This is a genomic window from Siminovitchia sp. FSL H7-0308, assembly GCF_037980985.1.
In the GTDB taxonomy this organism is placed as follows: Bacteria; Bacillota; Bacilli; order Bacillales; family Bacillaceae_C; genus Siminovitchia; species Siminovitchia thermophila.
In genome coordinates, this window is record NZ_CP150282.1 from 3,667,868 (window position 1) to 3,691,654 (window position 23,787).

Genomic DNA, 23,787 nt, shown 5'->3' on the forward strand with positions numbered 1-23,787 from the left:
CTTTACATAATCTCGGTCTACAAAACGCATCATTTGGACTTTTCATATATGGCTTGATACGCTTGTTGCCGTTCTTCCATCATTTTCTCCGCTTCTTCAGAACCAATATAGGTAGGAGTAATGCCATAGCTTTTCGCTTTTTTAATATATTCTTCATTTTTACTTACTTTTTCCAAAGCTTTTGAAAAAACATCTACTACTTCATTCGGCGTTTCTGGAGGAAATGCTGTAAAAAAGAATTTTTCAAATGTTGAGTCTATATCTAACTCCTTAAAAGTGGGCACATCTGGAAACTGTTCTAATCTCTCCTCCGAAAAAACGGCCAATGGTTTCATATCACCGGATTTGAAATAATCACTGACTAGTCCAAGCTGAGTAGGAATGACATCAACTTGTCCGCCCAACAACGCCGCATTTCTGTCGCTATGATCCCCGACATCTACAAAGTTAAATTCAATACCTTCTTTTTCCTGAATATCTAAAAGCTGAATATGGGTAAACGACCCCAACAGTGATCCAACATTTATACCTTGAGGTTTTTCTTTAGCCGCCTCGATCAGATCCTCTATATCCTTATATTTTGAATCCCCTTTTACGACTATGCCATTCCCTTCATCCAGTTCACTTATTCCCGCAATCGCTAAATCTGAATATTTATTTTCACTTAACCCTAAAATATTGTTTAGTAAAATACCATTATGAAAATACAACACCCTGTAACCATCAGGCTCTGCACTTAACAATTCATCCACTGCGATCGTTCCCCCGGAACCTACAACATTCTGAACTACAATAGAAACACCTAATTCTTTCTCCAGATATGTCACTAAAAGGCGGGCGTTACGATCGGTATCTCCCCCTGCTGATGCAGGAACGACCATTTCTATTGACTGATTAGGGTATTCTTCAGAGCCGTTACCTGTAGCACCGCTCTTTCCGCAAGCCGCAAGAGTAAAAAACAAGAGGCCGATCAGAAGCAAATATGTACCGTTTTTTTTCAATATATTATTCACGTATGACAACTCCTTTTTGTTTATGACTTTTCCATATTTTGAATAGCACGGTTATCAATGCTACACTCCAAAACGCCAAAGGGATCGGGCTCGTTAGAAATGGCAAAAAATCTCCCTGAGTCGCCATTAATCCTCTTCGTAAATTTGTTTCGGCTATTGGCCCCAAGATAAAGCCCAAAATAATCGGAGTAATAGGAAATTGCGCTTTGATTAACAAATAACCTACTACACCAAAGAACAATAAAGAGCCCATATCAAATATACGGTTATTTTCCGCAAAAGCGCCTACAGCGCAAAGAACGATGATGATAGGCAGCAAAAGATGCCTGGGAACACTTAAAATGTTAATAAATGCTCTCATTCCGAAAAAGAGCAATACAATCATCATGATATTCGCGATAATTAATGCGGCAAATATCCCATAAACAATATCCGTGTTTTGAGTGAAAAACAACGGGCCCGGTTGTATTCCATGTATCACAAGTCCCCCAATCAGCATCGCCGTGACCGTATCACCCGGAATCCCCAAAGCCATCAAAGGAACTAAAGCGCCCCCAACCGCGGCATTGTTGGAACTTTCCGAGGCTACCACACCGTCCGGCATCCCTTTCCCGAACTTTTCTGGTGTTTTAGAACGGTTTTTAGCCGCGGCATAAGCTACAATATTTGCTGTTCCGCCGCCAATCCCCGGTAAAATACCGATCCCGATTCCTATCAAGCTCGATCTTAGAAAATTCCAAAGCTGACCGGAAAACTCTTTTACTGAAAAGCCGAACCCTTTGATTTTATCTATTAAAATATTTCCTGATAACGACCCTACCTTAGACTCAGAAATTTTAATGATTTCACTTACAGCAAATAGACCGATAAGAACAGGGAGTAAATTGAATCCCGCATTTAAATCACTTATACCAAAGGTTAATCGCGGATAGGAGTCGATAGGAGCGGAACCAACCAAAGCAAGCGCCATCCCCAAAAGAGCACCTAACATTCCTTTAATAATCGATCCATCCGACAAGCTGGAAATCAATGTTAATGCAAGCATCGTAATTGCAAAATATTCCATTGGGCCGAAATGCAGTGCCAATTTTGCAAGTGGCGGCGCAATTAACATTAACGCAGCAATGCTCAAAAGTCCTCCCAAGAAAGAAAAAACAATTGCCAAACCAAGCGCCTTGCCGGCTTGTCCATTTTGGGCCATAGGATACCCATCAAATGTGGTCGCTATCGACGAAGGAGTTCCAGGGAGCTTTAACAGTATGGCCGGAATAAGTCCGCCGGACACTCCTCCCATATATAATCCCATTAATAGAGCCATTCCCGCTCCCGGGTCCATTCCAAATGTTATGGGGAGGCATATTGCAATCGCCATCGTTGCGGTTAAACCGGGAATGGAACCAAATATCAACCCCATCCCCACACCTCCTAAAATAAGAAGAGTGTTAGAGATAGAAAACATGGCTGAAAATCCTGCGACAAGATCTGTCCACAAAATAAAATCCTCCTTTCTTAGCCAAGAATTCCCGAGGGAAGCCGCAGCTCAAAACCTAATTTAAATAAAAAGTATACAGCCGCCGCAATCGTTACCGATAAAGTGCCAAACAGTGGATAATGCCAATTTTTCCTTTCCCCCAATAAACAAAATTGCGCGAATAAATAGACGATAGTGCTTACAAGAAAACCCGCAGCCGGCATGGCGATGACATAAAGAGAAATCAATATGATGGTGTATAATGCATTTTTATATTTTTTAATAAAATTGATAGAAGAGGCTTTACCGTTCTTTTCCACGGTTGTGTTGCTTTTTGCTTTTATAACATCTTTTAACACATTCAAAAGAAGTATGAAGCTTAAAATAAACATCCCGATTGCTACTATTTTGGGAGCGAAGTCAGGACCCACACCAACATCTGATATTCTTTTCATGTTTGTTGAAGCGATATACAAAATAATAGAAAGTAACAAAAAGGACATAGATGATAATAAATCTCTTAATCTGCTTTCTGGCATTTTTCTCCTCCTTTAAAAGAAAAACGGAACAGAGTCGTTATGTAACCGCTTTCTCTTTAATCATATATCTCCCGAAAGTGATAAGCCCTGCGGATCAGGAGACCTGGAGTATCTCCTGAAAGCACGCTTGGCTTGATATGTTCCGCAGGTCGTTACCACGGAAATAAGGTTGAAGAATTGATTTAAACTTCCTGAAAAACATTAACAATTTCCTTCTTTTTCTAATCCGGATAAGACACTCTCCAATACAGCCAATGCTTCCGACAACTCTGCATCAGTAATGACCAAGGGCGGCAGCAGTCGTATTACATTCCCATATGCCCCGGCTGTCAGGATGATCACACCATTTTCATAACATTTTTTCACAATGTCTTTCACCATTTCAGGGTATGGTTCCATCGTGTCCTTATCTTTTACGATTTCAATTCCGATCATCGCGCCAATTCCTCTTATTTCACCAATGAACGATGATGAATGCGCCAAGCGCTTTTTGATTTGTTGACCGATTAGATTAGCTCTGTCTGTCAGATTCTCTTTTTCTATCATTTCCAACACTTTAAGGCCTGCGATACATCCTAACGGACTCCCTCCCAAAGTCGTTCCCAGTTCCTTTTGTTTTGGAGAATCCATGATGTCCGCTTTTCCAGTAACAGCTGCCAAGGGGATTCCGGCAGCAATTGATTTTGACAGTACTGTTATATCGGCCTCTACATCAAAATGTTCCATGGCGAATAATTTTCCTGTACGGGCAAAGCCCGTCTGAACTTCGTCGGCTATAAAAACGATGCCAAATTGATCACACAGCTTTCTGACTCCCTTTACAAATGTTGCGGACGGAACGACCAGTCCGCCTTCTCCTTGGACAGGCTCCATCATAATGGCCGCAACATCCCGCGGGTCAACCGTTGTTTGAAATAAGCGGTGAAAACTGTTGAGCAATTCCTCATCTGTCGTTTGCTCATCACGGTAAGGGTATGGATAGGGAACCTTGTATACATCTGTCGCCATCGGACCAAAACCTTGTTTAAAGTCTTTCACTTTACCTGTCAGTGACATCGTCATAAAGGTTCTTCCATGAAAGCTTCTTTCAAAAGAAATAATACCGGGTCGTCCGGTAAATCGCCGGGCAATTTTGATGGCGTTTTCAACTCCCTCTGCGCCACTGTTCAAGAAAATCGTTTTTTTAGGAAATGTTCCTGGGACTAAGCGATTAAGCTTTTCAGCCAATTGAATATAAGACTCATACATAGTGACCGGAAAAACAGGATGAATAAAGCAATCGAGTTGCTCTTTCAGCACCTCGACGATTCCGGGTGGTAAATGTCCAACATTTAAAGTTCCAATACCTCCAGCCAAATCAATGAAACAATTCCCATCCATATCCCTTATTAAAGCACCGGAAGCCTCAGAGACTCCGATTGGAATATTGGTGGAAATACCATTGGGAACAGCGTCTTTGCGCTTCTTCCATAAGTCTAATGAGCGCGGCCCGGGAATGGTTGTTTTTATTTCAATAAATCCCAATGAAAACTCCCCTTTCCACTTTCATTCAATGACAGCCCTTACAATTTTACTTTTGAGTATGCAATAATATGTACTCTTTACACCTACATTTCATTAATTGAAATGTTATTTCATTTTTCGAGTTAATTATAACAACGAAAATAACAAAATTCAACATATTTTTTATATTGTCTTACAATTGATATAAAACTTAAATCGCAACACACCGAATCATTTTGATGCTTTCTTTTAAAGGAAACTGGACGGAGCGCGGACTTTTACTACATCGCATCACTTCCATGCCGATATATGTTACGGCTCAAAAAAAGAGGCGCCCCAATGAACGCCTCTTTTCTTTTTCAAGTTCAATCCATATTCGTGATTTTTATTTGTCTGGAGAGGCCTTTATCAGCCCGTTTGTAAGGCCGTTATTTACTCCGATTCCTTCGATACCGGAGCGTTCATCTCTTTGGGCGTGGCCCGATACACAAAAAATGACATGATCAAAGCGATGACCGATAGGCCAAGAGCGATGAGATAGACAAATTCAACACCTTCCACCATTGATGCTTTGATCGTTGCAGGATGAGTCGGAGCCTCTGCTTTTTCCAGAAAATGAGCTTGCTTGGCATTCATCAAACTGATAAATACCGACACGCCTATCGCACCGGCAATCGGCTGCAAAGTGGTCATGATGGCCGTCCCATGGGGATACATTTTTTTCGGCAATTGATTCAGGCCATTCGTTTCAGCAGGCATCATTACAGCCGATATCGAAACCATGAGCAGCATATAACAAGCAACAATTACCCAAATTGGTGTTTGCAAGCTTAAATTACTTAATATAAACATCGTTGCGCATAATAGCATGGTGCCGGGAATGAGCAGGTTACGCGGTCCCAATTTATCAAACAGATGCCCCATTGCCGGTGACAAAAGCCCGCTTAACAAACTGCCCGGCAACAAAACCAAGCCCGCGGTCGCAGCCGTCAACGCCAACGGTCCTTGCATAAAGACCGGCAAAATAATTTCCGAAGAGAACATCGCCATCAGAATAATCAAAAATAAGATGACTCCGAGTGTATACATGGGAAACCGAAATACTCTGAGATCAAGCAGCGGTTCATCAAGCTTCAACTGCCGGAAGGAAAACAAGGTGAGTGCCGCGGCCCCAACAATAATCGGCAGGTAAACGAGCGGATTGAGGAATCCAGCATCACTTTCACCAAGCGAACTGAAACCAAATACAATGCCGCTTACGCCAATCGTCGATAACACAATGGACAATACATCCACTTTCGGCTTTGTGACTTCTGAAACATTGATTAAATACTTATAAGCAAACAAAATGGAAAACAAAGCAAATGGAATGACAACAATAAACAAATAGCGCCAACCCAAATATTCTACAATAACTCCGGATAATGTCGGCCCGATTGCCGGGGCGAACATAATCACCAAACCAACAATTCCCATTACCGCTCCGCGTCTATGAGGCGGATACAGCAATAAAAATGTATTGAAAATGAACGGTGTCAAAAGCCCGGTTCCAACTGCCTGAAGTAACCGGCCGACCAACAAAATGCTAAAATTAGGGGCAACAGCGCAAACGACCGTGCCAATTGTGAATACAATCATTGTCCCCAAGAACACTTGCCGTGTCGTAAACCATTGCATCAATACAGCTGATACAGGAATGACAATACCCATTACCAACATAAAACCGGTTGCCATCCACTGCACAATCGTCAAGGATACGCCAAATTCCTGCATTAACGTCGTTAGCGCAATATTTAACAACGTTTCATTTAAAATGGCAAAAAAGGCGCCGATGATTAATGAAAGCATAATTGGCAACACTTTGATATTGGGATCTTCTGATAAAAATTCATACTTGCTTTCCACACATATCGACTCCTTTTTACAAATATTTTTCCATCCTTGAAACATTTACTTTACAAACACAAAAAAACCTCCCGTCCTTTTCTGAACAGGAGGCAATGAGACCTTATAGCAAAAAGAAGACACTTCGCCCTTTTTAACTATAAAAGCACATAGCTAATCCTACCCAGAAAAGCACTGTTACAAACCATTCAATACCCAAATAAGAATCGACCTTTCATGCAGAAGTGATCCGAATAGTTCATAACAATGTTTTTTCTTGAAATAGGATTAGAAAATCATGTACTTTGTCCCCTTCCGATTGAAATAATATTCATTTTATACAAATTTGCCGACAAGTGTCAAGTATTGATGAGGAGCCCGGCTACATTGGTTGATTTTTCAATATTCAGCTTTCACCTTTGGGTATTTAGGTTTTGGCAATCGCAATTATACCAAATAGCCGCCGCCCTTTTTCGCATTTAACAGCAACTTTACTTATTTTTTTCTTAACATTAATAATTTCTTTTTTTGCTAATTGATCTTTCAATGATGGATAAAGTGAAACTTCATTCAGTAGGAGGTTTCTTCCTTCTCCTACTGAATGTTAGTTGAACCAATCGGGCATTTAGGTGCCGTTTTCTCACACTTAGACCTTTTGTATTCACTCAAGATTTTGATGTGGGAGGCTTACGGCACCTTACATGCGGGATAAAGTGAAACTTCATTCAGTAGGAGGTTTCTTCCTTCTCCTACTGAATGTTAGTTGAACCAATCGGGCATTTAGGTGCCGTTTTCTCACACTTGGACCTTTTGTATTCACTCAAGATTTTGATGTGGGAGGCTTACGGCACCTTACATGCGGGATAAAAAATGTTAATAAGAGGAATATTTTTTCCCGACACTTTAAACACTTTTATAGTACATTTAAATATAGATTAGAAGCTTAGCGCTCTCTCTTATCAATGTCAAGGTATACGCAGTGCAGTCAAAATCCCATTTACTTCATGTAAATGGCCCCAAGGTGATGGTTAAATTGCTCAAAATGATCAAAACAAAAACATTCTTTATTGCCTGTTTGTTTTTTCTCTTATTGACCTGTTTTAGATTGATTTGGTTATTCCATGACTCCCCATCAGATCAACCCAAAGCTGTTCAAGGTATTCTGGACCTTAGACAATGGAATATGAAAGAGGATCAAACAATTCGACTAGATGGTGAATGGGAGTTTTTTCCGAACACTTTTCTAAACCCCGATGAAAGCCCGAAGGCACCGGGAGAGATGATATCGGTTCCTGGCAAATGGAACAAGTTTTTTTCCGGGGAAACAACTCCCGCATACGGCAATGGAACCTACCGCTTAAAAATCCTAGTTCCAAAAGATCGCAAACAAGATTACGGAATGCGCCTTCGTTCTATTCGAACCGCGGCAAAACTATTTGCAAACGGGAAACTTATCGAAGAAATAGGCGTTCCCGCCACCAGCCCGGAAAATCATAAAGGAAGCGCCCTTACCTTTTCATCTACATTAAAGCCAAATGAGCTTGGAGAGATCGAACTAATCATTCATGCATCCAATTATGATCATGGTGGAGCAGGCGGCATTCATAAATCAATCAAATTTGGAAGTCAATATGCTATCCAAAAAGAGTTTTACTTTTCGGCATCCATGCAATTTTTAGTCCTTGTTATTATGCTTGTTCATAGCTTGTACGCATTTATTTTGTTTTCATTAAGGCCGAAGAGAAAAGAATTGCTCTTCTTTGCGCTTGGCAGTTTATTCTTTGGCATTTGTGTTGTTCTCGATGATGACCGCTTGCTTTTAAACATCCTGCCATTGAATTATGAATGGTATATAAAAATAATAAAATTTTCATATATGGCAATGACTGCTTGTTTCCTGCAATTTGTTAAACATTTGTTTTTTACTCAATCTCATTATAAAATTCTTGATTCCCTAACAATCATATGTGTACTTAGCGGGACTTTCACCATTATCTTTCCTTATAAGTATATCGGCTTTTCACCATTCAATTCTCTGTTCATATTCGTTTCTTTTTCCACAATCACTTTACTGATTTTTAAATTAATGATTACTGAAAAAAGGGATGTATTATTCATACTGCTTGCGGCACTCTGTATCGTTTCTAGCCTGGGGTGGGGAATTTCGCGGGGACTGGGCATCGTTAAGTATCCAGCATTCTATCCATACGATATCATATTGGCCGTTGTCTTTTTTTCAACGTATTGGTTTAAACAATTTTTTCATGAAACGGAGGAAAGAGAGGCGCTTTACCAAAAACTGCAACAGGAAGACCAGTTAAAAGACCGGTTCCTTGCTAACATTTCCCATGAGTTGCGAAATCCGCTACATGGGATTATCAATATCGCCGAATCGATTGCAAACGAGCAACATCATTCGTTGAACGCAAATACGAAAAACAATATGGAGCTCCTGATCACAATCAGCCGCCGAATGGCGCTCATGTTGAACGATTTAATGGATATTACCCGCATAAAAGAACAAGGCAATCGCTTGGAAAAGCAAAGTGTTAATATCAGAACAGTCGTTTCAGGTGTGTTAGATATGTTTCAATTCATGATTGAAAGGAAGCCTATCCAACTGGCCATTGATATTCCCGGCCGTTTTCCTAACGTGATGGCTGATGAAAATCGTTTGATTCAAATTTTGTATAACCTCATTCATAATGCGGTTAAATTTACGAGTGAAGGAGTTATTTCCATCCGAGCCGATGAAAAGAACGGAATGGCACGTATCCATGTAGCGGATACAGGGATTGGAATTGATAAACAAACCGAACAGAAAATCTTTGACCCGTATGTTCAAGGAAATCCCAGCACTGCTGAAGGTGGACTAGGGCTCGGATTAAGCATTTGTAAACAATTGGTAGAAATGCACGGCGGAATATTATCAGTCGAGTCAACCCCCGGAAAGGGTTCTGTATTTACTTTTACCTTACAGCTTGATAATGAGATAGAACATCCCGGGATTGAGTCGGTAAAAGCCACATCCGAAATCAATAAAGCGGATCAAGAAACGGCAGTTCAACTCCAGCGTTCTTCTACTTACGTAAATGCATCCAAAGTTTACACGATACTAACAACTGATCGGCCGAAGATTTTGGCAGTAGATGACGATTCGGTTAATTTGAAAATCCTGTCCAATATTCTCCCGCCAAATGAATTTGAGCTTGTTACAGTAACGAGCGGGGAAGAGGCTCTGGCTTACTTGCATACAAATGAATGGGATTTGGTGATTGCTGACGTGATGATGCCAAACATGTCCGGATATGAATTATCTCGCACAATTCGTAAGAGATTCTTAATTTCCGAGTTGCCCATTCTTTTATTAACCGCAAGAAGCAATATTGAAGATATCGTGACAGGCTTTTTATCAGGAGCGAATGATTATGTCACAAAACCGATTAATAGCTTAGAATTAAAAGCCCGGGTAAATGCCCTCGCTAATTTAAAACAGTCGATTAGCGAGCGTTTGCGCATGGAAGCTGCATGGCTTCAAGCACAAATACAACCTCATTTTTTATTTAATACACTTAATACAATTGCATCACTTAGTGAAATTGATACAGATAGAATGAGTTCTCTCCTGGAAAAATTCGGGCAATATTTGCAGAAAAGCTTTAGTCCAATCAACTTGCAGCGTTCCGTCCCTCTGGAACATGAAATTGAACTGTTAAAAGCATATCTGTATATTGAACAGGAACGTTTCGGCAACAAGCTGCAGATTGAATGGAAGGTGGATACAGTTCTTGATTTACACGTTCCTCCCCTTTCCATCCAGACACTTGTAGAGAATGCCATCCGGCATGGTGTCTTAAAACGAATTGACGGCGGTACAATACTCATAAGCATTATGAGTGATAAAAAAGATGTGGAAATAATGGTTCAAGATAATGGTGTAGGAATGGATAAAGAAAAAATCAAACAGATCCTTTCTAGCCAGGCAGAACTAACCAAAGGGATTGGCCTCGTTAATACAAACAAGCGATTGAAACAAATGTTCGGAACAGAGCTGGCGATCCATAGCACCGTCGGCAAAGGAACAACAGTATCTTTTAAAATCCCCAAGCTGCAATGAACAATGCCCAGAGCTCGTATAAACATAAGTACGAACCCAGGTGCCAAAAAGGACGATCTTCGCATATAATGATTTTCCGGAAAGGAATATGAGTAAAACGATTGAGAGCCTTGCTTTGCCTATTCCAAACAAGGCTCTTTCTTACTTCAATGCAATCCTCCAACTTCCTTAAGCTAATGATTTATTTCTAAGTAGCCAAAATAAACTTCATTCAGTAGGAGTTTTCTTCCTTCTCCTACTGAATGTTAGTTGAACCAATCAGGCATTTAGGTGCCGTTTTCTCCAACTTAGCCCTTTTGTATCAACTCAGGTCTTGAAGTGGTGTATATAGCATCTTACATGCGGGATCTAAAAGCTCATGCAAGCTTTTTTATGAATCAAGATTCGACACGGGCCCGATTATTGCAGATTTCGTACGTGCCTTTCCAAGGCTTAAGCTGTTCAAATATGGAACTGGCAGTGAATACATCCTCATCGGCCAATCTTTTTCCAATTATTTGCATTCCAACTGGAAGATGACCTGCCAAACCAGCAGGAATAGAAGCAGAGGGGTGTCCCGTGAAGTTTGTAAAGTAAGTGAGGCACCAACCAATTAACCGATTCATTTCAATTCCATTTATGTGAGAAGGCCCCTTTGTCTCCCCATCATCCGCATTATCCACTGGTAGACAAGCCAAAGTTGGCGTCATAATGAGATCATACTCGTTGAAGATCTTTTGAATGGAGTCAAAGATTTCTGTTCGGATGATTTGGTCATTGATGATATCTGTTGCTTTCATATGATGGACATATTCTGACCAGTAAGTAAATTCCTCAGGAAGGTCATCTCGATCATTCTTTAATAAATCCAGTCCTTGTCGCTTTAAAATTTCGAATGTTGCGATATTTGCGGTCATCATCATTCGACACCAGCAATCACTTAATTCCTTTTGGTCTCTTTTGATACCGAATTGCACCTCTTCTACATGCGCGCCAGCATCTTCAAACAGTTGCACAGCACTTTTCACAACATTCTTGACTCTTTCGTCTACCGGATACACATCAAAATCCGGGCTGTAGGCTATTTTCCATCCTTTCATAGATTTATGGAGGGCTCCCATGTAGTCCACCTTGCTGTTTACACTCAAAGGATCCCTGGAATCATAACCTGTCAAGGAGGCCATGCCAATGGCAGCATCTTCAACCGTTCTCGTTATCGTCCCTTCATAAAGAAAAGGACTCATACCGCCAAAAGCATTCGGCCTCATGACCATTGGAACTCTGCCATAGGACGCTTGATAGCCGTATGTGCCGCACCAGGCAGAAGGAATACGAATCGATCCACCCCCATCTGTACCTTCCGCAATAGGGATCAACCCATCCGCCACTGCAGCGGCACTTCCTCCCGAAGAACCACCACTATTTTTTGTTACATCAAATGGATTTTTTGTTGGTCCAAACAATGGATTATCGCACGTTCCTCGAAACCCCATGATAGGGCTATTTGTTTTACCTACAATAATCGCACCGGCTTTCTCCATTCTTTCAGCATACACACAATAAAAATCGGCTATATGGTCTTTTAAAGCGGGAATACCTCCATATGTGGCGGGCCAACCGGGTTTAAAATCAAATAAATCTTTTATAGCAGTTGGAATACCATGCAGAGGCCCCAACTTTTCCCCGGCCATCACCATCTCTTCAGCCTGCCTTGCTCTTTCTCTAGCTTCTGAAAAATTCAAGTAAACAAATGAATTGGTCTCTTGGTTGCGGGTCTCAATTCGCTTGATGGTCGCTTCAAGCAACTCAACAGGCGAAAGTCTTTTCTCCCTGATAAGTTGTGACAGCTCTGAAATACTTTTATACGCGTACTGACCCATGAAATGCCTCCTTTATCCGAATTTTCAATCATTATACCATACATGTAAGCGGTTTTATATAGTGAAAGCAATAATAGGTCATGAAGCATTGCTTTAAAAAATGTAACCTTGAAAATTGCCATAGTCTTTTTCTATCAGTAAGCTCTTTTTTCATATTTAGAAAGTTGTTATTTTCGGGTTTGCCCATAAAAAACTGCGGTACCAATTGTTCGCTCAACCATTAATACCGCCGTTTGTTGCTGACTCGTTTATATTTTACTCCTCCAAATACGCTACTATTTCATCCGGATTCATATCCGCCAATCCTAAATCCGACAGCCTGACAGCCCTCTCCCTCAAGTCTTCCTTTACCAGTAAGGACGCCATATCAATGAGCAGATTGCAACACCTCATATGAATACCGAGCTTTTCGCCAAGTTCAACCATCGGATGTAAACCATAAGGAATATCTTCATATATATAACGATGATTTAATGTGACGGGAGCTTTTTCGCATTGATAGACCGGGTTTTTTTGAATACTTTTATATAAGGTTGTTGCCTCCACCCGATAAAAACGGCGCAGCAAATCCAGTGCGGGAGACAATTTTATCCCTAAGTGACGTCCCATTACCAACCGCTCTTGTTCCAACTCTTCCACAACATTCACGACTGATGGTGTGGCACCTTCAAGGAAAAAGGCAAATTCCCCTTCAGATTCAATTCTCCCCGCATTTAACAGTGCGATCGGCACGTGTAAAATCGGATTGCAATTGTTCAAAGTTGTCACCAACACACTACCGGCAATCTTTAATTGCGGATATACTTCACTAAGTCTGTCTTTTACAATGGCCGAATCACTCGAAGGCAGAGCCGAAAATTCCAGAGATTCCTTGATTTTCCTAATTTGAACATGTCCCGGTGCCGTAGAGTGGCAAGTATAAATGAAAGATTCCGTTTCTGCGACATACACTTTTTTATTCATGCCCATATCTCTGAAAATACTCCTGCATTCCAAAGCTCCCCAATAACCCGGACAAAGCATAATCACTTGTCCATCTTGTAAATAAGGCGCAATCGCGCGCGCCACTGTCCGGTGTGCGCTTCCTGTTGTCGTGATCATAATGACATCCGTATTTTCCATGGCATTTTCCAGATTGGTTGTAGCCTTTACTGGAGCGAAACCTTGGATAAACCCTTCGACTTCGATTCCACCTTTTTCATTGATTCCTTCTATTAAACTTTCCTGAATATCATATAAAGAAATGTTATAACCCAATAACGTTAAATGTGCCGCCATGCTTTGACCGCTATTTCCGGCGCCAATAATTGTAAACTTCAATGTCTATCCCTCCTTAGGCAGATAACGATTCATTGGATTTTTTATTTTTTCAAACGGAAAATCCCCAATACAAGATCATCCCTAAAATAGTGGCCACTCCTTCCGGACGATAAGCAAAATGGGAGAAATTCCAAGCAACGAGCAAATCACATAGTCGCCGGAGCCTTTAGACTAGCCGACCAACATCGTTCCTATCCTTGAAAACGATCTAATCTGTCACAAAAACAAGGCTATGTCACATCTTGAAGTCCTGCATTAAATATAGGTTCCTATTTTCATTGCGGTAGCCACTCAAAAATAATGTTTGCGAAACCATCATGTGGAACTAGAAACAACTGATGCCACCCACGAAACAACTCTTTTTCCTCTTTCATTAGCTGGATTGAATAAACATTCTCACCTTATCGCCCCGGATCAAACTGTCGGTTAAAATAACCGGTTTTCCCGATAATGTTTTACCAACCCGTGTTATTTTCAACCCCGGTTTGTCCATATTCGTTTTCAACATTCCCGCTTCCGCTGAATTTAAAAGAACAGGCTCCATATCACTCTCCGCATTTGTAATGGAAATATGGTATTTCTCGTTCAACAAATCATATAATCTTCCTTCGATAGAATGGTTTGTCAAATTAGGTACACATGCTTTTTGGATATAAGAAATTTCCAAAGCTGCCGGTTCAGTATGAAAAAAGTTGATTCGTTTAATCTCATAGACGATCTCATTTAGCGCCAATCCCAATGCTTTTGCCACTGAAACAGTACAAGGCTTTTCAATTACATGAACCATTTGTTGCTTAAAGGCCCATTTGCTTGAAAAATTGAAGTTGATCAGTTCACCTTCGATTTTCGGTTGCGATACAAAAGTTCCCTTACCTTGATATCTGACAAGTACACCTTCCCGAACCAATTGAAGGATTGCTTCTCTTACAGTGGATCGGCTCACTTGAAAGATGTCCGCGAGCTCAATTTCATTTGGGATTTGGTCTCCCGGTTTCCATACACCGCTTGCAACTTTTTCTTGCAATACTTTTTTAATATGAAAATATAATGGAAGTGCCTGATCAAATTTGTTCGTTTTCAATATTTCCACTCCCGGGTTATTTTGTCATTTTACATGTAAGATTCTAACTCCTTTTTAAAACGGCCGATCGTTTCTTCGAATTGGAGCATCCACTTTTTATCTTGTTGAATCTTGTGATTCAACTTTTCCAGTTGCTTTTTCACTTCCATAAAATCCGTCTCTTCTTGCACCATTTTCGCATTTACATTTTTGACAGAACGTAAAACGTTTTCAATTTTTTCTTGAGAGATAAAAATACCTTTTCCTAGCACATCAATGGATGATTGTTCGATGAATCTGGAATCTAACTGATGGAATGTACGGTTTTGCTGTAACATATTGTTCACCATCGAACCGATTATTTGATGGGCTTGCCGAAAAGAGATGCCTGCTTCACGGACAAGCAGACCTGCCAGCTCAGTAACAGTGGAGAAATTACGGGATGATTCGCTCTGCATCTTCTTTTCCTTAAAATCAATCGTTTGTATTGTCTCTAACAACAACTCCAATGCTGTTCCCACTTCATGCAAGGAATCCCAAAAAAGCTTCGTACTCTCCCCTGCCAAGTCCTGGCAATGGGCATATGGAATGTTGCTCATGCAACCGATGGCGGAAACAAGGGCTGCCAACACATGTGATGACTTTGCTTTTATACGTTCCAAAGTAACCAGATTCTTTTTATGCAACGTTCTACCGCTGGAAGCAGTTGCTGATTCTCCGACCGTAACGATGCCATATTCATCTGTAGACCAAATATGTAAATCATGGCACAGACGATTGATATGATTCATGAGAATATTCATTGCAGATAAAGCTTCCAACATATAATCACGAGAAGCGATTCCATCCAATGAATTGGTCATTGATTCCGCGAAACCCAGTAACTCGGCAGTCTTCTTCCATTTAATCGGAAAAGCCGTACCTGCCATCGCATCTGATCCCAGGGGAGAAAGATTAGTCTGTTGCAAGGCCCTGCCCAAGCGAGTAAAGTCTCGTTCCATTGCATGAAGGATCGCCGAAAAATAATGACCCAATGTAATCGGGACCGCAGGCTGCATATGTGTATAAGCGGTAAAAACCATATGACAATGATAGTCAGCAAGTTCTAACAAGGCGCCGCGCAGCTTTAATAACAGAGCGCATAACCTTTTTATGCCTTCACGGCTGTTCATCCTCGTGACAGTCGCATACAGATCATTTCTGTTTCTGCCTTTATGCAGTTGTTCGGCAACCTCTCTCCCGACTTTATCAACCAATTTCTGTTCAATATAGAAGCAAAGGTTCTCCAAGCGATGATCAATCTCAAACTGTTCGTTTCCTTCATTATGTATTTCTTTCAGTGACCGCATGATCTCTTTACCTGTTTCTAAGTCGACAATGCCTTCGGAAATCAGCATTGATACATATGCCTTATTCACATCAAGCATATAATGAAAAGACCGTTCCGCTCCTTCATCAATAGGTTCAAATAGATAACAAATCACTTTTTCCGACAATCCCGAAGCATACCTTTCTCCCATCTCAATCCACTCCCTCTTTAGCCATTACATTGTTTGAATGACCGAACAATTTCATTAAAAAAAGGGTATTGGAACTTGTGCCTCACATCCACTCAAGACTTGCTTTGAAGTAAAACAGAATTTTTCACAGGCTAATAGATTTTCCATTCATTACATTTATCGTCTCCTTTCCGACATTTATGAATTACAAATCTTTAACCCTGCGTTTAATCCGCTTTCAAAAAAAATGTCGACACCGGCACATCTAATTTGGCAGCGATCAACTCCAGCTCGGCTGTAGTTATTGGGCGCTTGCCTCCTTCCTTCATGCTGTACGCTTGCACGGTAATACCAAGAGCATTCGCTATCACAACTTGTTTTATATTTTTGGCTGTCCTGACCTCTTTAATTTTTTTGTGCAACATTGTGATATCACCGCCTTTTCAACGTAAAGTTTAAACGGCTACTTTTATTATATATACGTACCGTTGAAAGTCAAGTACACTACTAAACTTTTTGTTAAATCTACTTAACACAGCGTTTATTTTGGGTAAACTATAAGTATAATGTATAAAATGGTGATGTATGATGAGCTTAGGATCTCGTTTGAAAAAAGAAAGAGAGAAAAGAAATTGGTCCCAAATTTATGTGGCTAAAAAGATTGGAATCACAAATGCAGTCTTATCGAACTATGAAAGGGACTATCGTGATCCTGACACTGACACACTAAAAAAGTTAGCCTTATTATATGGCGTAAAAACGGATTATTTACTCGGTATAACCGATGATCCCACTGGATCTGAAAAAGAAGATGATGATGAGTATCCAACAGTCATCAAAGACCCTGAACTTGACCGCTGGCATAAAGAACTGCCTAAATCCGATGAAGAGGATTTGCGTAAGCTAAGACAAATGTGGAAAATTATCAAAGGGGAAACAGAATAAGCGGATGAATTTCTCACGTGCTTCAATGTTGATGCCAAATCCACCATTCTCCCATTACATATGATAAGCGGGCACTTCCGCCCAAATTTGGCGAGCCACGCACTTTCTTGAAAGTAAAGAAAAGACAAGAGTGTAACAAGTTTTGCCTTTCCTTCACTTCTGGTCGCATATACACTTCGTTCATTGTTTTACCCAAAGATGGCTTTGGTCGTTAAAAAGAGAATAGAAGGAGCCATTAAACATCCAAGACCTGTATAAAATGTTGCATACAAACACCTCATTCTTTTTTAGGATGTTGAAGTACACCGAGAGAAATTAAGCGTTTATAAAATAGTTATCATCAGACCGTAGTCTAAAAGGTTTATCATAAAACAACCAAAAGCAAGCCTCATTTGCTGTTGTAGCAGATTCCCAAAATCGATTTCGTATGCTAAAAAGGCCGATTATTTTTTCCCGCCCTTCAACATCCACGCCTTCTGGGAAAGTATGGCTGTGTTCCGAAAATGACTTTCGGTTACAGGTATGTCTCTTTTATAGGTATACCGAATACAAAATATTAGAGCATGCTGCAGCCGCCGTACTAAATTACTGCTTTCCCATCTTAAAGATGGAAGAAAAAAAGCTGTACAAAGCGTCACCGGCAATAAATCCGGCGGCCATAACCGTCATCAACTGATGATCTTGGTTTCTATTGATCTTATACATCATAAAGCGGATGAAAATACCGGCAAGCACCGCCCATCCGGCAATGGGATTTATTAATAATAATCCGGTTGCAAACAGAACCCCCATCTGTCGTTTAGGGCCGCCAATCATTTGAAGCAACGCCCCGGGTATAGCCCAAATTATGAGTTGAGTCGCTATTTGGGGAGAAACACCGGATTCAATAGTAGCCGCATACACAAAATTAACAGGCGGGATTAAGTCTTTTTCAAAATAGCTTTGAAAGGATACAAAAACAACTGTAACCGTTACCAAAAAAGCCAGGACAGCGGCATATAATTGCTGCTTTCTTCCTTCCTTTTCAAAAGTTGGGTCTGTACCATTCCCCCGTAAAATGTAGCCCGTTTTTAAGTCATAGCCCATATCAGCAAAAGCAACGCCTGTTGAAGCACTATAGCCAACTAAAATAGCCAAAGCCTCTTTTGGAAAACCAATGAGAATGCCGATGATTAAAGTAATAAGCGCAACCGCAAAAGCCGGAAACCATCCTGCATGCATAGCTGCAATCCCTACGATTAATTCATGAGCAAAAGCAGCAAGCGTCGCAAACAAAATAAAACCAATTAACATCAAAATCGACATATCCTGATATATGCCAGATATCAGTGCCATCAAGACAGCAATGATAAGATAGGCAAGTGTACCGTTTCTAAATCCTTGGGCAATATCTTTTTCATTTCTTGAATACCTATTGACCGATTCACCGTTTCCCTTTTGCTCTTGTTTCTGGAATATTAACATGCATACTTGAGCCAATGCCACGATCCCGGCACCTATCATAAAACCATGAGGTATATAATAATCGTTTATATCACTTCCGAATAAAGGCACTGAATATCCCCTGAGCAAGAGACCGATACCAAACATTGTTAACGCCCAAATATTTCCTATAAAGGCGACACCAAAAGCGGACATCGGAATCTTGGCGATCGAACCCAAAATTCCAATAACAATACCTGCTCCTAATACTTTAGCCCTTTTTCCACCTTCATCACCCGCCTTAATTGCTTCGGCTGTTGCAATACCCGGTGGCCAGGCTTCTTCTGCCGGGAATATTTTTGAATCAAAAAACTTATATAATAAAATGGCATCGACAAACATCGCAAGCGTTACACCTATAAACAAGGGCAATATTAGCTCGGGCATCCCCATGACAAAGGGAATGCCAATTGGCAGCAGTAAACTGCTTGCTGCTCCAAAAGTTGCGGCCGAGATGGAAGTTTGAATCATATTCTGCCGATGGACAGATTTAAAACGAATAAAATGCTGAATGGGTATTCTGGCAATCATCATAGCGAAAATTGCTCCAATGATGGATGTATTTGCGGAAATACCTAATGTTGTGATTAATTGCATCCCGATGACTGCTCCAAAGATAGCCGTAAAAACGATTAAAAAAATCGTGATTGGGTTAAAAATAGTTGGATGTTTTTTTCTCAATATCTATCTCTTCCTTACCAATCATAATGATGAATCACCTTTTGGATCGTTTTTGTTTCCTCTTTTCCATAATGGCGGCATTTCTTCTTATCCAGAAATGCGGAACGTTTTTCCCCTGGATCAAAAGCTGATAGACGCAATGCACGTCCATCCCCTGGAAAAATAACGTCATTTATAAAACAATCAAATCATGACTGACGGTCATGACATTTTCTATTTCTGCTTCGGTTACAACGATGTTGTCTTCTATTCGAACCCCAAATTCATTTTGAAGATAGATACCCGGCTCAATTGTAAATGCCATGCCCGGACGAATCTGATCATCGTTTGTTTGCATAATATAAGGATCTTCATGGGCATCCAAACCAATTCCATGACCTAACCGATGTGTAAAGCAGTCCCCGTAACCGGCTTGGGAAATGATATTTCGGGCGGTTGCGTCAATGTCACCGATCTTTTCATCAATCTTAATAGATGCAATTGCTTCCGTTAGCGCTCTTTTGACCACATGATAAACTTCTTTTTGTTTAGCAGAAATATGTCCGATCCCGATTGTTCTAGTCATGTCGCCTACATAACCATCTACAATCGCCCCAAAGTCAATGACAATAAAATCCCCATCATCAATCGTCTTGTCAGATGCTCGGCCATGTGGCAGCGCTCCTCTATATCCCGAAGCCACAATCGTTGAAAAAGGAGTGCCTTCCGAACCTCTCATTCTCATTTCGTACTCTAATTTGGCCGCAATTTCCTTTTCTTGTACTCCAATCTGAATAGTTGGTAAAATAGCTAATAAACTCTCCTCTAAAACAGAAACAGCTTTTTTGATACTCTTTATTTCTTCTGAATTCTTATATTGACGCATCTCTTTCAATAGATTCATTGCATGAACAGTTTGCCGCATGCCCAATTCATGTAAGAATTGATATTCAAATAATCGCATCGTATTTGTTTCAACACCGACTCTGCTATAGTGTTGGGCTAAACTGCTTCTTACATCATCTAATAAGGACTGAGGACCTTCATCATCAGAATAACTTAATATACAATCATCCTCGCCCAGCATGAATTTCGTTTTTTCAACTTCCGGAACAAAGAAAATACCTCTTCCACTGCGCTCTAAAAAATATAATGTTAACCTTTCACTTTGTTTCAGTTTATTTCCAGTCATATAATATAAATTTGAACCCGGAACCAATACCAATAGCTCCATATCAAATTCCTTCATATATGCGAGAGCGGCTGCTTTTCTTTTATGAAACATTGTCTGCCTCCTTCATAGTAGATTTAAAATAGCCATGTAGAGTGCGGCAACTCACTCGTATTTTTTCAAATATGTTTCATTCTGATTTCAATCCACGACTCATGTAGAATGCGACGGGTATGATGAAAAAGGTGTGCCGATCCGCGAAAATTTCAATCCACGCAATGATGTAGAGTGAGCCGTTTCATCTAGATATGTGATTACGGCGGTGACCATTATTTCAATCCACGCACTGATACTGAAATAGGCCATCATAGCAAATAGATGTAATCGCTATCAAAATCCATATCGTTGTCAAAAATGTAAACTGTTATTTTCATAGTCATACAGTTTACTCGTTGTCAATTGAGCCGTCTTCCGCAAGCTTGCCAGCGTTTCCGCCATTTTGATGCCCGCAACGATCGGGTTAATAATCGGCATTTGAAACTTTTGAACCAACTCATCTTCTAATCCCGATAAAGCTCCACACCCTAAAATAATCACTTCGGATTTATATATTTCAATAGCTTCTTTTATAAGCTTCGAAGTAGAAGAAAGCAGTTCCGCCTGATCGATCTGATTCAATTGTTGGACAGTCAAATCTAAAGATTGCCAAACACTAATATGATCGCTAAAACCGTATAGCAACATATTATCTTTCATTTTAGGCAAGTTTTTATCCCTGCTTACGATGATGGCGCTATTATGCCCATATACTTGAGCGAGTAATATGGATGCTTGTGAAATCCCAATAACCGGTATATTTAACAATTCTCTCAGTTCCCTCACACCCGGATCATAAAAGCATGCAATACTAATGGCATCGTAGGAGTTTAATCGCTCTTTATCTTTTATCATCAGATCAATCGCCAAATGCTCATAAGTGTAATATTCCAAATCTTTCGGCCCTTCTTGATAAGTGATGATGTCTAATTGTGTATCCGGGAACAAGTTGGGGGTCAATTTGCTTTTTATATTATTGATTCTCTCCTTGCTAACATTGACAGGTAAAACATGTGCTATTTTCATAAGGTTCCCTCCTATTGTTCTTTAAGCTTTTTTAAATATATTATGGTAGAAATAATAACTAACCATACTGATGATAAAAGCATTTAAAGCTGGTATAAATACAGGAATGATGAATGCTGAAAACCCACCGATCAACCAACAAACGATACTAGGCCAGTAGAAGTCTCCTTTTTCTCTCAGTTGTTTTCCAGAAATGAAGAAATAATCTGTTATGATGATAGCGGCGACTGGTGAAACAAAAGCTGCCAATATCCCTAAAAACGGTATAAAAAATTTGATAATACCGCCTAAAGCCAAACTAGTTCCGACAACAGCCACGATAAAAGTCCACCAAAACCTGCTCCAACCAAACGCCTTTGTTAAAGCCAATCCAGCACTATAAGCAGCTACGATTGTCGTAGTCCATTGCAATAACACAACCAATATCATGGAAAGCGCCGGTAATCCCAAAGCCGCGAGCACTTTCGAAACATCCCATGGTTCATCTATTCCAATCGTTGTAGCTGTAAGCGCCATCATTGATCCGACAACAGTTAAAGCCACTTTTGGCGTTATTACGCCCAGTATCCCAGTATACGAAACATTCCTGACGTTACTGGGAATCCACCGCGTATAATCAGGTGAAAAACAAGAACCTGCCACCGAAGCTCCCAAAATAAGATTAATCCCCCAAAATAGCGACTGGGTCGTACCAGGCTCATAAGAAAAAACGCCGCTCATACTCGAAATGCTCATCACTTTGAAAAAGCCTAACAATGTAATAAGCAAGATTGCCGGTATGCTGATATAATCCAGCCATGCCATGCTTGTCACTCCAAACAATGCCGGAATTACAAATAATAATCCTAAAATGACGATAAATAACTTAGTAAAATCTCCAACATGTAACATTTGATTAAAAGCCTCTGCGGCAATCGACACTTGCACCCCATACCAGCCAAACGCCGGCAATACGGAAATAACCATCCCGGTAGTAAAGTTCGTAGCTTTCTTCCCGAACACATACTCCCCCAAGACATAAGTGTTTAACCTTTCTTTAGCGCCGATATACCCCATGGGAATAAAAAATAATAATACAAGCAACACACTTCCCACAATTGCTGAAACGATGGAGTTTGTTAAATTTAAGCCCGTTATGAGACCGCCGCCGGCAGAAAAAGATGAAATAGCGGCAGTCATTCCAAAATAGATTGCCGCTATACCAATCCAAGATTTCTTTTTAGAGTCTGGTATTCTTTCTTGCACATACATCTCTTCTTGTTCTTTATTGCTCCTCGCCATCATAAACCCCCTATTGTTTGACATCCTGGATTGGATTGACTTGACGTTCTTTACGATCTTTTTTCAGATACTTGAATGTTAGAAAAAATTATAAATGATTTGTTGAATCTCCCGCGCTCCTTCTTTTATGATGTCCAACATGTCTTCTTTACTTTTATGTGTAAGCCGATATTGAGGCCCTGCGGCCGTAATAGAAGCGATGACTTGTTGATGTTTATTAAATAACGGAACTGCCAGTCCGAATACTTGGTCTGTATATTCACCGTGGGTATAGCACCATTTTCTCTCTTTAATTTCTTTTAACTCATTCAATAAAGCGATTTTGTCTGTAGTCGTTTTTTCAGTGTACCTCGTTAGTCCTTGATCCATAATGGCAAGCTGTTCTTCTTCCGGCAAAAAAGCCATAATGACTTTGCAAGAAGCGCCCACATAAAGGGGTGTTCTAGTGCCGATTGACACTGAAAACTTAATTCGTTCCTCACTCTCGGCAATCGCCAACGTCACTCCGTCATTATTTTCCTTCCAAGTTAAAAAGATGGATTCTTTTGTTTTTTCCGCTATCTTTTCCATAATAGGCAAAATATCTTCTGTAATGGACATTCTTTCTCTGATAATTTCGCTAAATTCAATAAACTTTAAGCCCAGCTGATATTTTTTCGTCTCGGCATCTTGTGTTAAAAATCCATTCCTTTCATACGTTTTAACAATTCGATTGACAGCTGTATGGCTTATATTTAATTCTCTGGCCAGCTCCCTGACTCCCCATGCTTTCTTTTGCGCCGTAAAACAATTTAATACTTGAATGGCGTTATCTAGTGTTTTTAACATCATCATGATCTCCCTCCTGCTCTTTATACTAAT

Annotated in this window: 18 protein-coding genes; 2 read left to right on the plus strand and 16 right to left on the minus strand. The window is 40.3% G+C overall.

From position 1 onward, the window contains the following. Positions 1–29: 29 nt before the first annotated feature. The 5 genes from MHB50_RS17300 to MHB50_RS17320 all read right to left on the minus strand — a co-directional run bounded on the left by MHB50_RS17300 (position 30) and on the right by MHB50_RS17320 (position 6,437). A complete protein-coding gene (locus tag MHB50_RS17300) occupies positions 30–1,013 on the minus strand; it encodes a tripartite tricarboxylate transporter substrate binding protein (RefSeq protein ID WP_340084305.1) in 984 nt (327 codons plus the stop codon). Then, positions 1,006–2,427, minus strand: coding sequence for a tripartite tricarboxylate transporter permease (locus tag MHB50_RS17305; protein WP_340084306.1), 1,422 nt, complete (start codon positions 2,425–2,427; stop codon positions 1,006–1,008). Before MHB50_RS17305 ends, MHB50_RS17300 begins: the two co-directional genes overlap by 8 nt. 95 nt (positions 2,428–2,522) lie before the next feature. Beyond that, positions 2,523–3,023, minus strand: a complete 501-nt coding sequence (locus tag MHB50_RS17310; protein ID WP_340084308.1) for a tripartite tricarboxylate transporter TctB family protein — start codon at positions 3,021–3,023, stop codon at positions 2,523–2,525. A 201-nt stretch (positions 3,024–3,224) separates the two neighbouring features. After that, entirely contained in the window at positions 3,225–4,547 is a 1,323-nt protein-coding gene (gene gabT, locus MHB50_RS17315) for a 4-aminobutyrate--2-oxoglutarate transaminase (protein ID WP_340084309.1), read from the minus strand. Between the two features lie 411 nt (positions 4,548–4,958). Further along, complete coding sequence (locus MHB50_RS17320) at positions 4,959–6,437, minus strand: MDR family MFS transporter (protein WP_253191908.1); 1,479 nt, start codon at positions 6,435–6,437, stop codon at positions 4,959–4,961. Between the two features lie 1,015 nt (positions 6,438–7,452). Here MHB50_RS17320 and MHB50_RS17325 point away from each other — a divergent pair. After that, positions 7,453–10,527, plus strand: a complete 3,075-nt coding sequence (locus MHB50_RS17325) for an ATP-binding protein (protein ID WP_340085357.1) — start codon at positions 7,453–7,455, stop codon at positions 10,525–10,527. 377 nt (positions 10,528–10,904) lie between these two features. Here the strand turns inward: MHB50_RS17325 and MHB50_RS17330 are convergent, their stop codons facing one another. The 5 genes from MHB50_RS17330 to MHB50_RS17350 form a co-directional block, all read right to left on the minus strand. Continuing rightward, positions 10,905–12,386: an amidase gene (locus MHB50_RS17330; RefSeq protein WP_077112975.1), complete on the minus strand. Its 1,482-nt coding sequence runs from the start codon at positions 12,384–12,386 to the stop codon at positions 10,905–10,907. 255 nt (positions 12,387–12,641) lie between these two features. Continuing rightward, the gene (locus tag MHB50_RS17335) at positions 12,642–13,706 is read right to left on the minus strand and encodes an NAD/NADP-dependent octopine/nopaline dehydrogenase family protein (protein ID WP_083717634.1); all 1,065 of its coding nucleotides are present in this window, start codon (positions 13,704–13,706) and stop codon (positions 12,642–12,644) included. Between the two features lie 373 nt (positions 13,707–14,079). Continuing rightward, on the minus strand, positions 14,080–14,787 hold the full coding sequence (locus MHB50_RS17340; RefSeq protein WP_077112974.1) for a GntR family transcriptional regulator: 708 nt from the start codon (positions 14,785–14,787) through the stop codon (positions 14,080–14,082). Between the two features lie 29 nt (positions 14,788–14,816). Further along, positions 14,817–16,286: an argininosuccinate lyase gene (gene argH / locus MHB50_RS17345; protein WP_077112973.1), complete on the minus strand. Its 1,470-nt coding sequence runs from the start codon at positions 16,284–16,286 to the stop codon at positions 14,817–14,819. Between the two features lie 206 nt (positions 16,287–16,492). Further along, on the minus strand, positions 16,493–16,690 hold the full coding sequence (locus MHB50_RS17350; protein ID WP_077112972.1) for a helix-turn-helix transcriptional regulator: 198 nt from the start codon (positions 16,688–16,690) through the stop codon (positions 16,493–16,495). 163 nt (positions 16,691–16,853) lie between these two features. Between MHB50_RS17350 and MHB50_RS17355 the strand changes: the two genes are divergently transcribed. Beyond that, the gene (locus MHB50_RS17355; RefSeq protein ID WP_077112971.1) at positions 16,854–17,210 is read left to right on the plus strand and encodes a helix-turn-helix domain-containing protein; all 357 of its coding nucleotides are present in this window, start codon (positions 16,854–16,856) and stop codon (positions 17,208–17,210) included. Between the two features lie 585 nt (positions 17,211–17,795). Here the strand turns inward: MHB50_RS17355 and MHB50_RS17360 are convergent. From MHB50_RS17360 to MHB50_RS17385, 6 genes are all read right to left on the minus strand, one after another. Continuing rightward, positions 17,796–19,289: an OPT/YSL family transporter gene (locus MHB50_RS17360; protein ID WP_340085358.1), complete on the minus strand. Its 1,494-nt coding sequence runs from the start codon at positions 19,287–19,289 to the stop codon at positions 17,796–17,798. A 98-nt stretch (positions 19,290–19,387) separates the two neighbouring features. Then, positions 19,388–19,513, minus strand: a complete 126-nt coding sequence (locus MHB50_RS17365) for a hypothetical protein (protein ID WP_268920969.1) — start codon at positions 19,511–19,513, stop codon at positions 19,388–19,390. A gap of 32 nt (positions 19,514–19,545) precedes the next feature. After that, entirely contained in the window at positions 19,546–20,637 is a 1,092-nt protein-coding gene (locus tag MHB50_RS17370; protein ID WP_340084310.1) for an aminopeptidase P family protein, read from the minus strand. A 294-nt stretch (positions 20,638–20,931) separates the two neighbouring features. Then, on the minus strand, positions 20,932–21,645 hold the full coding sequence (locus MHB50_RS17375; RefSeq protein ID WP_339164942.1) for an aspartate/glutamate racemase family protein: 714 nt from the start codon (positions 21,643–21,645) through the stop codon (positions 20,932–20,934). Positions 21,646–21,666: 21 nt separating this feature from the next. After that, positions 21,667–22,929, minus strand: coding sequence for a cytosine permease (locus MHB50_RS17380; RefSeq protein ID WP_340084311.1), 1,263 nt, complete (start codon positions 22,927–22,929; stop codon positions 21,667–21,669). A 75-nt stretch (positions 22,930–23,004) separates the two neighbouring features. After that, a complete protein-coding gene (locus tag MHB50_RS17385; RefSeq protein ID WP_340084312.1) occupies positions 23,005–23,760 on the minus strand; it encodes an IclR family transcriptional regulator in 756 nt (251 codons plus the stop codon). Positions 23,761–23,787 lie beyond the last annotated feature (27 nt).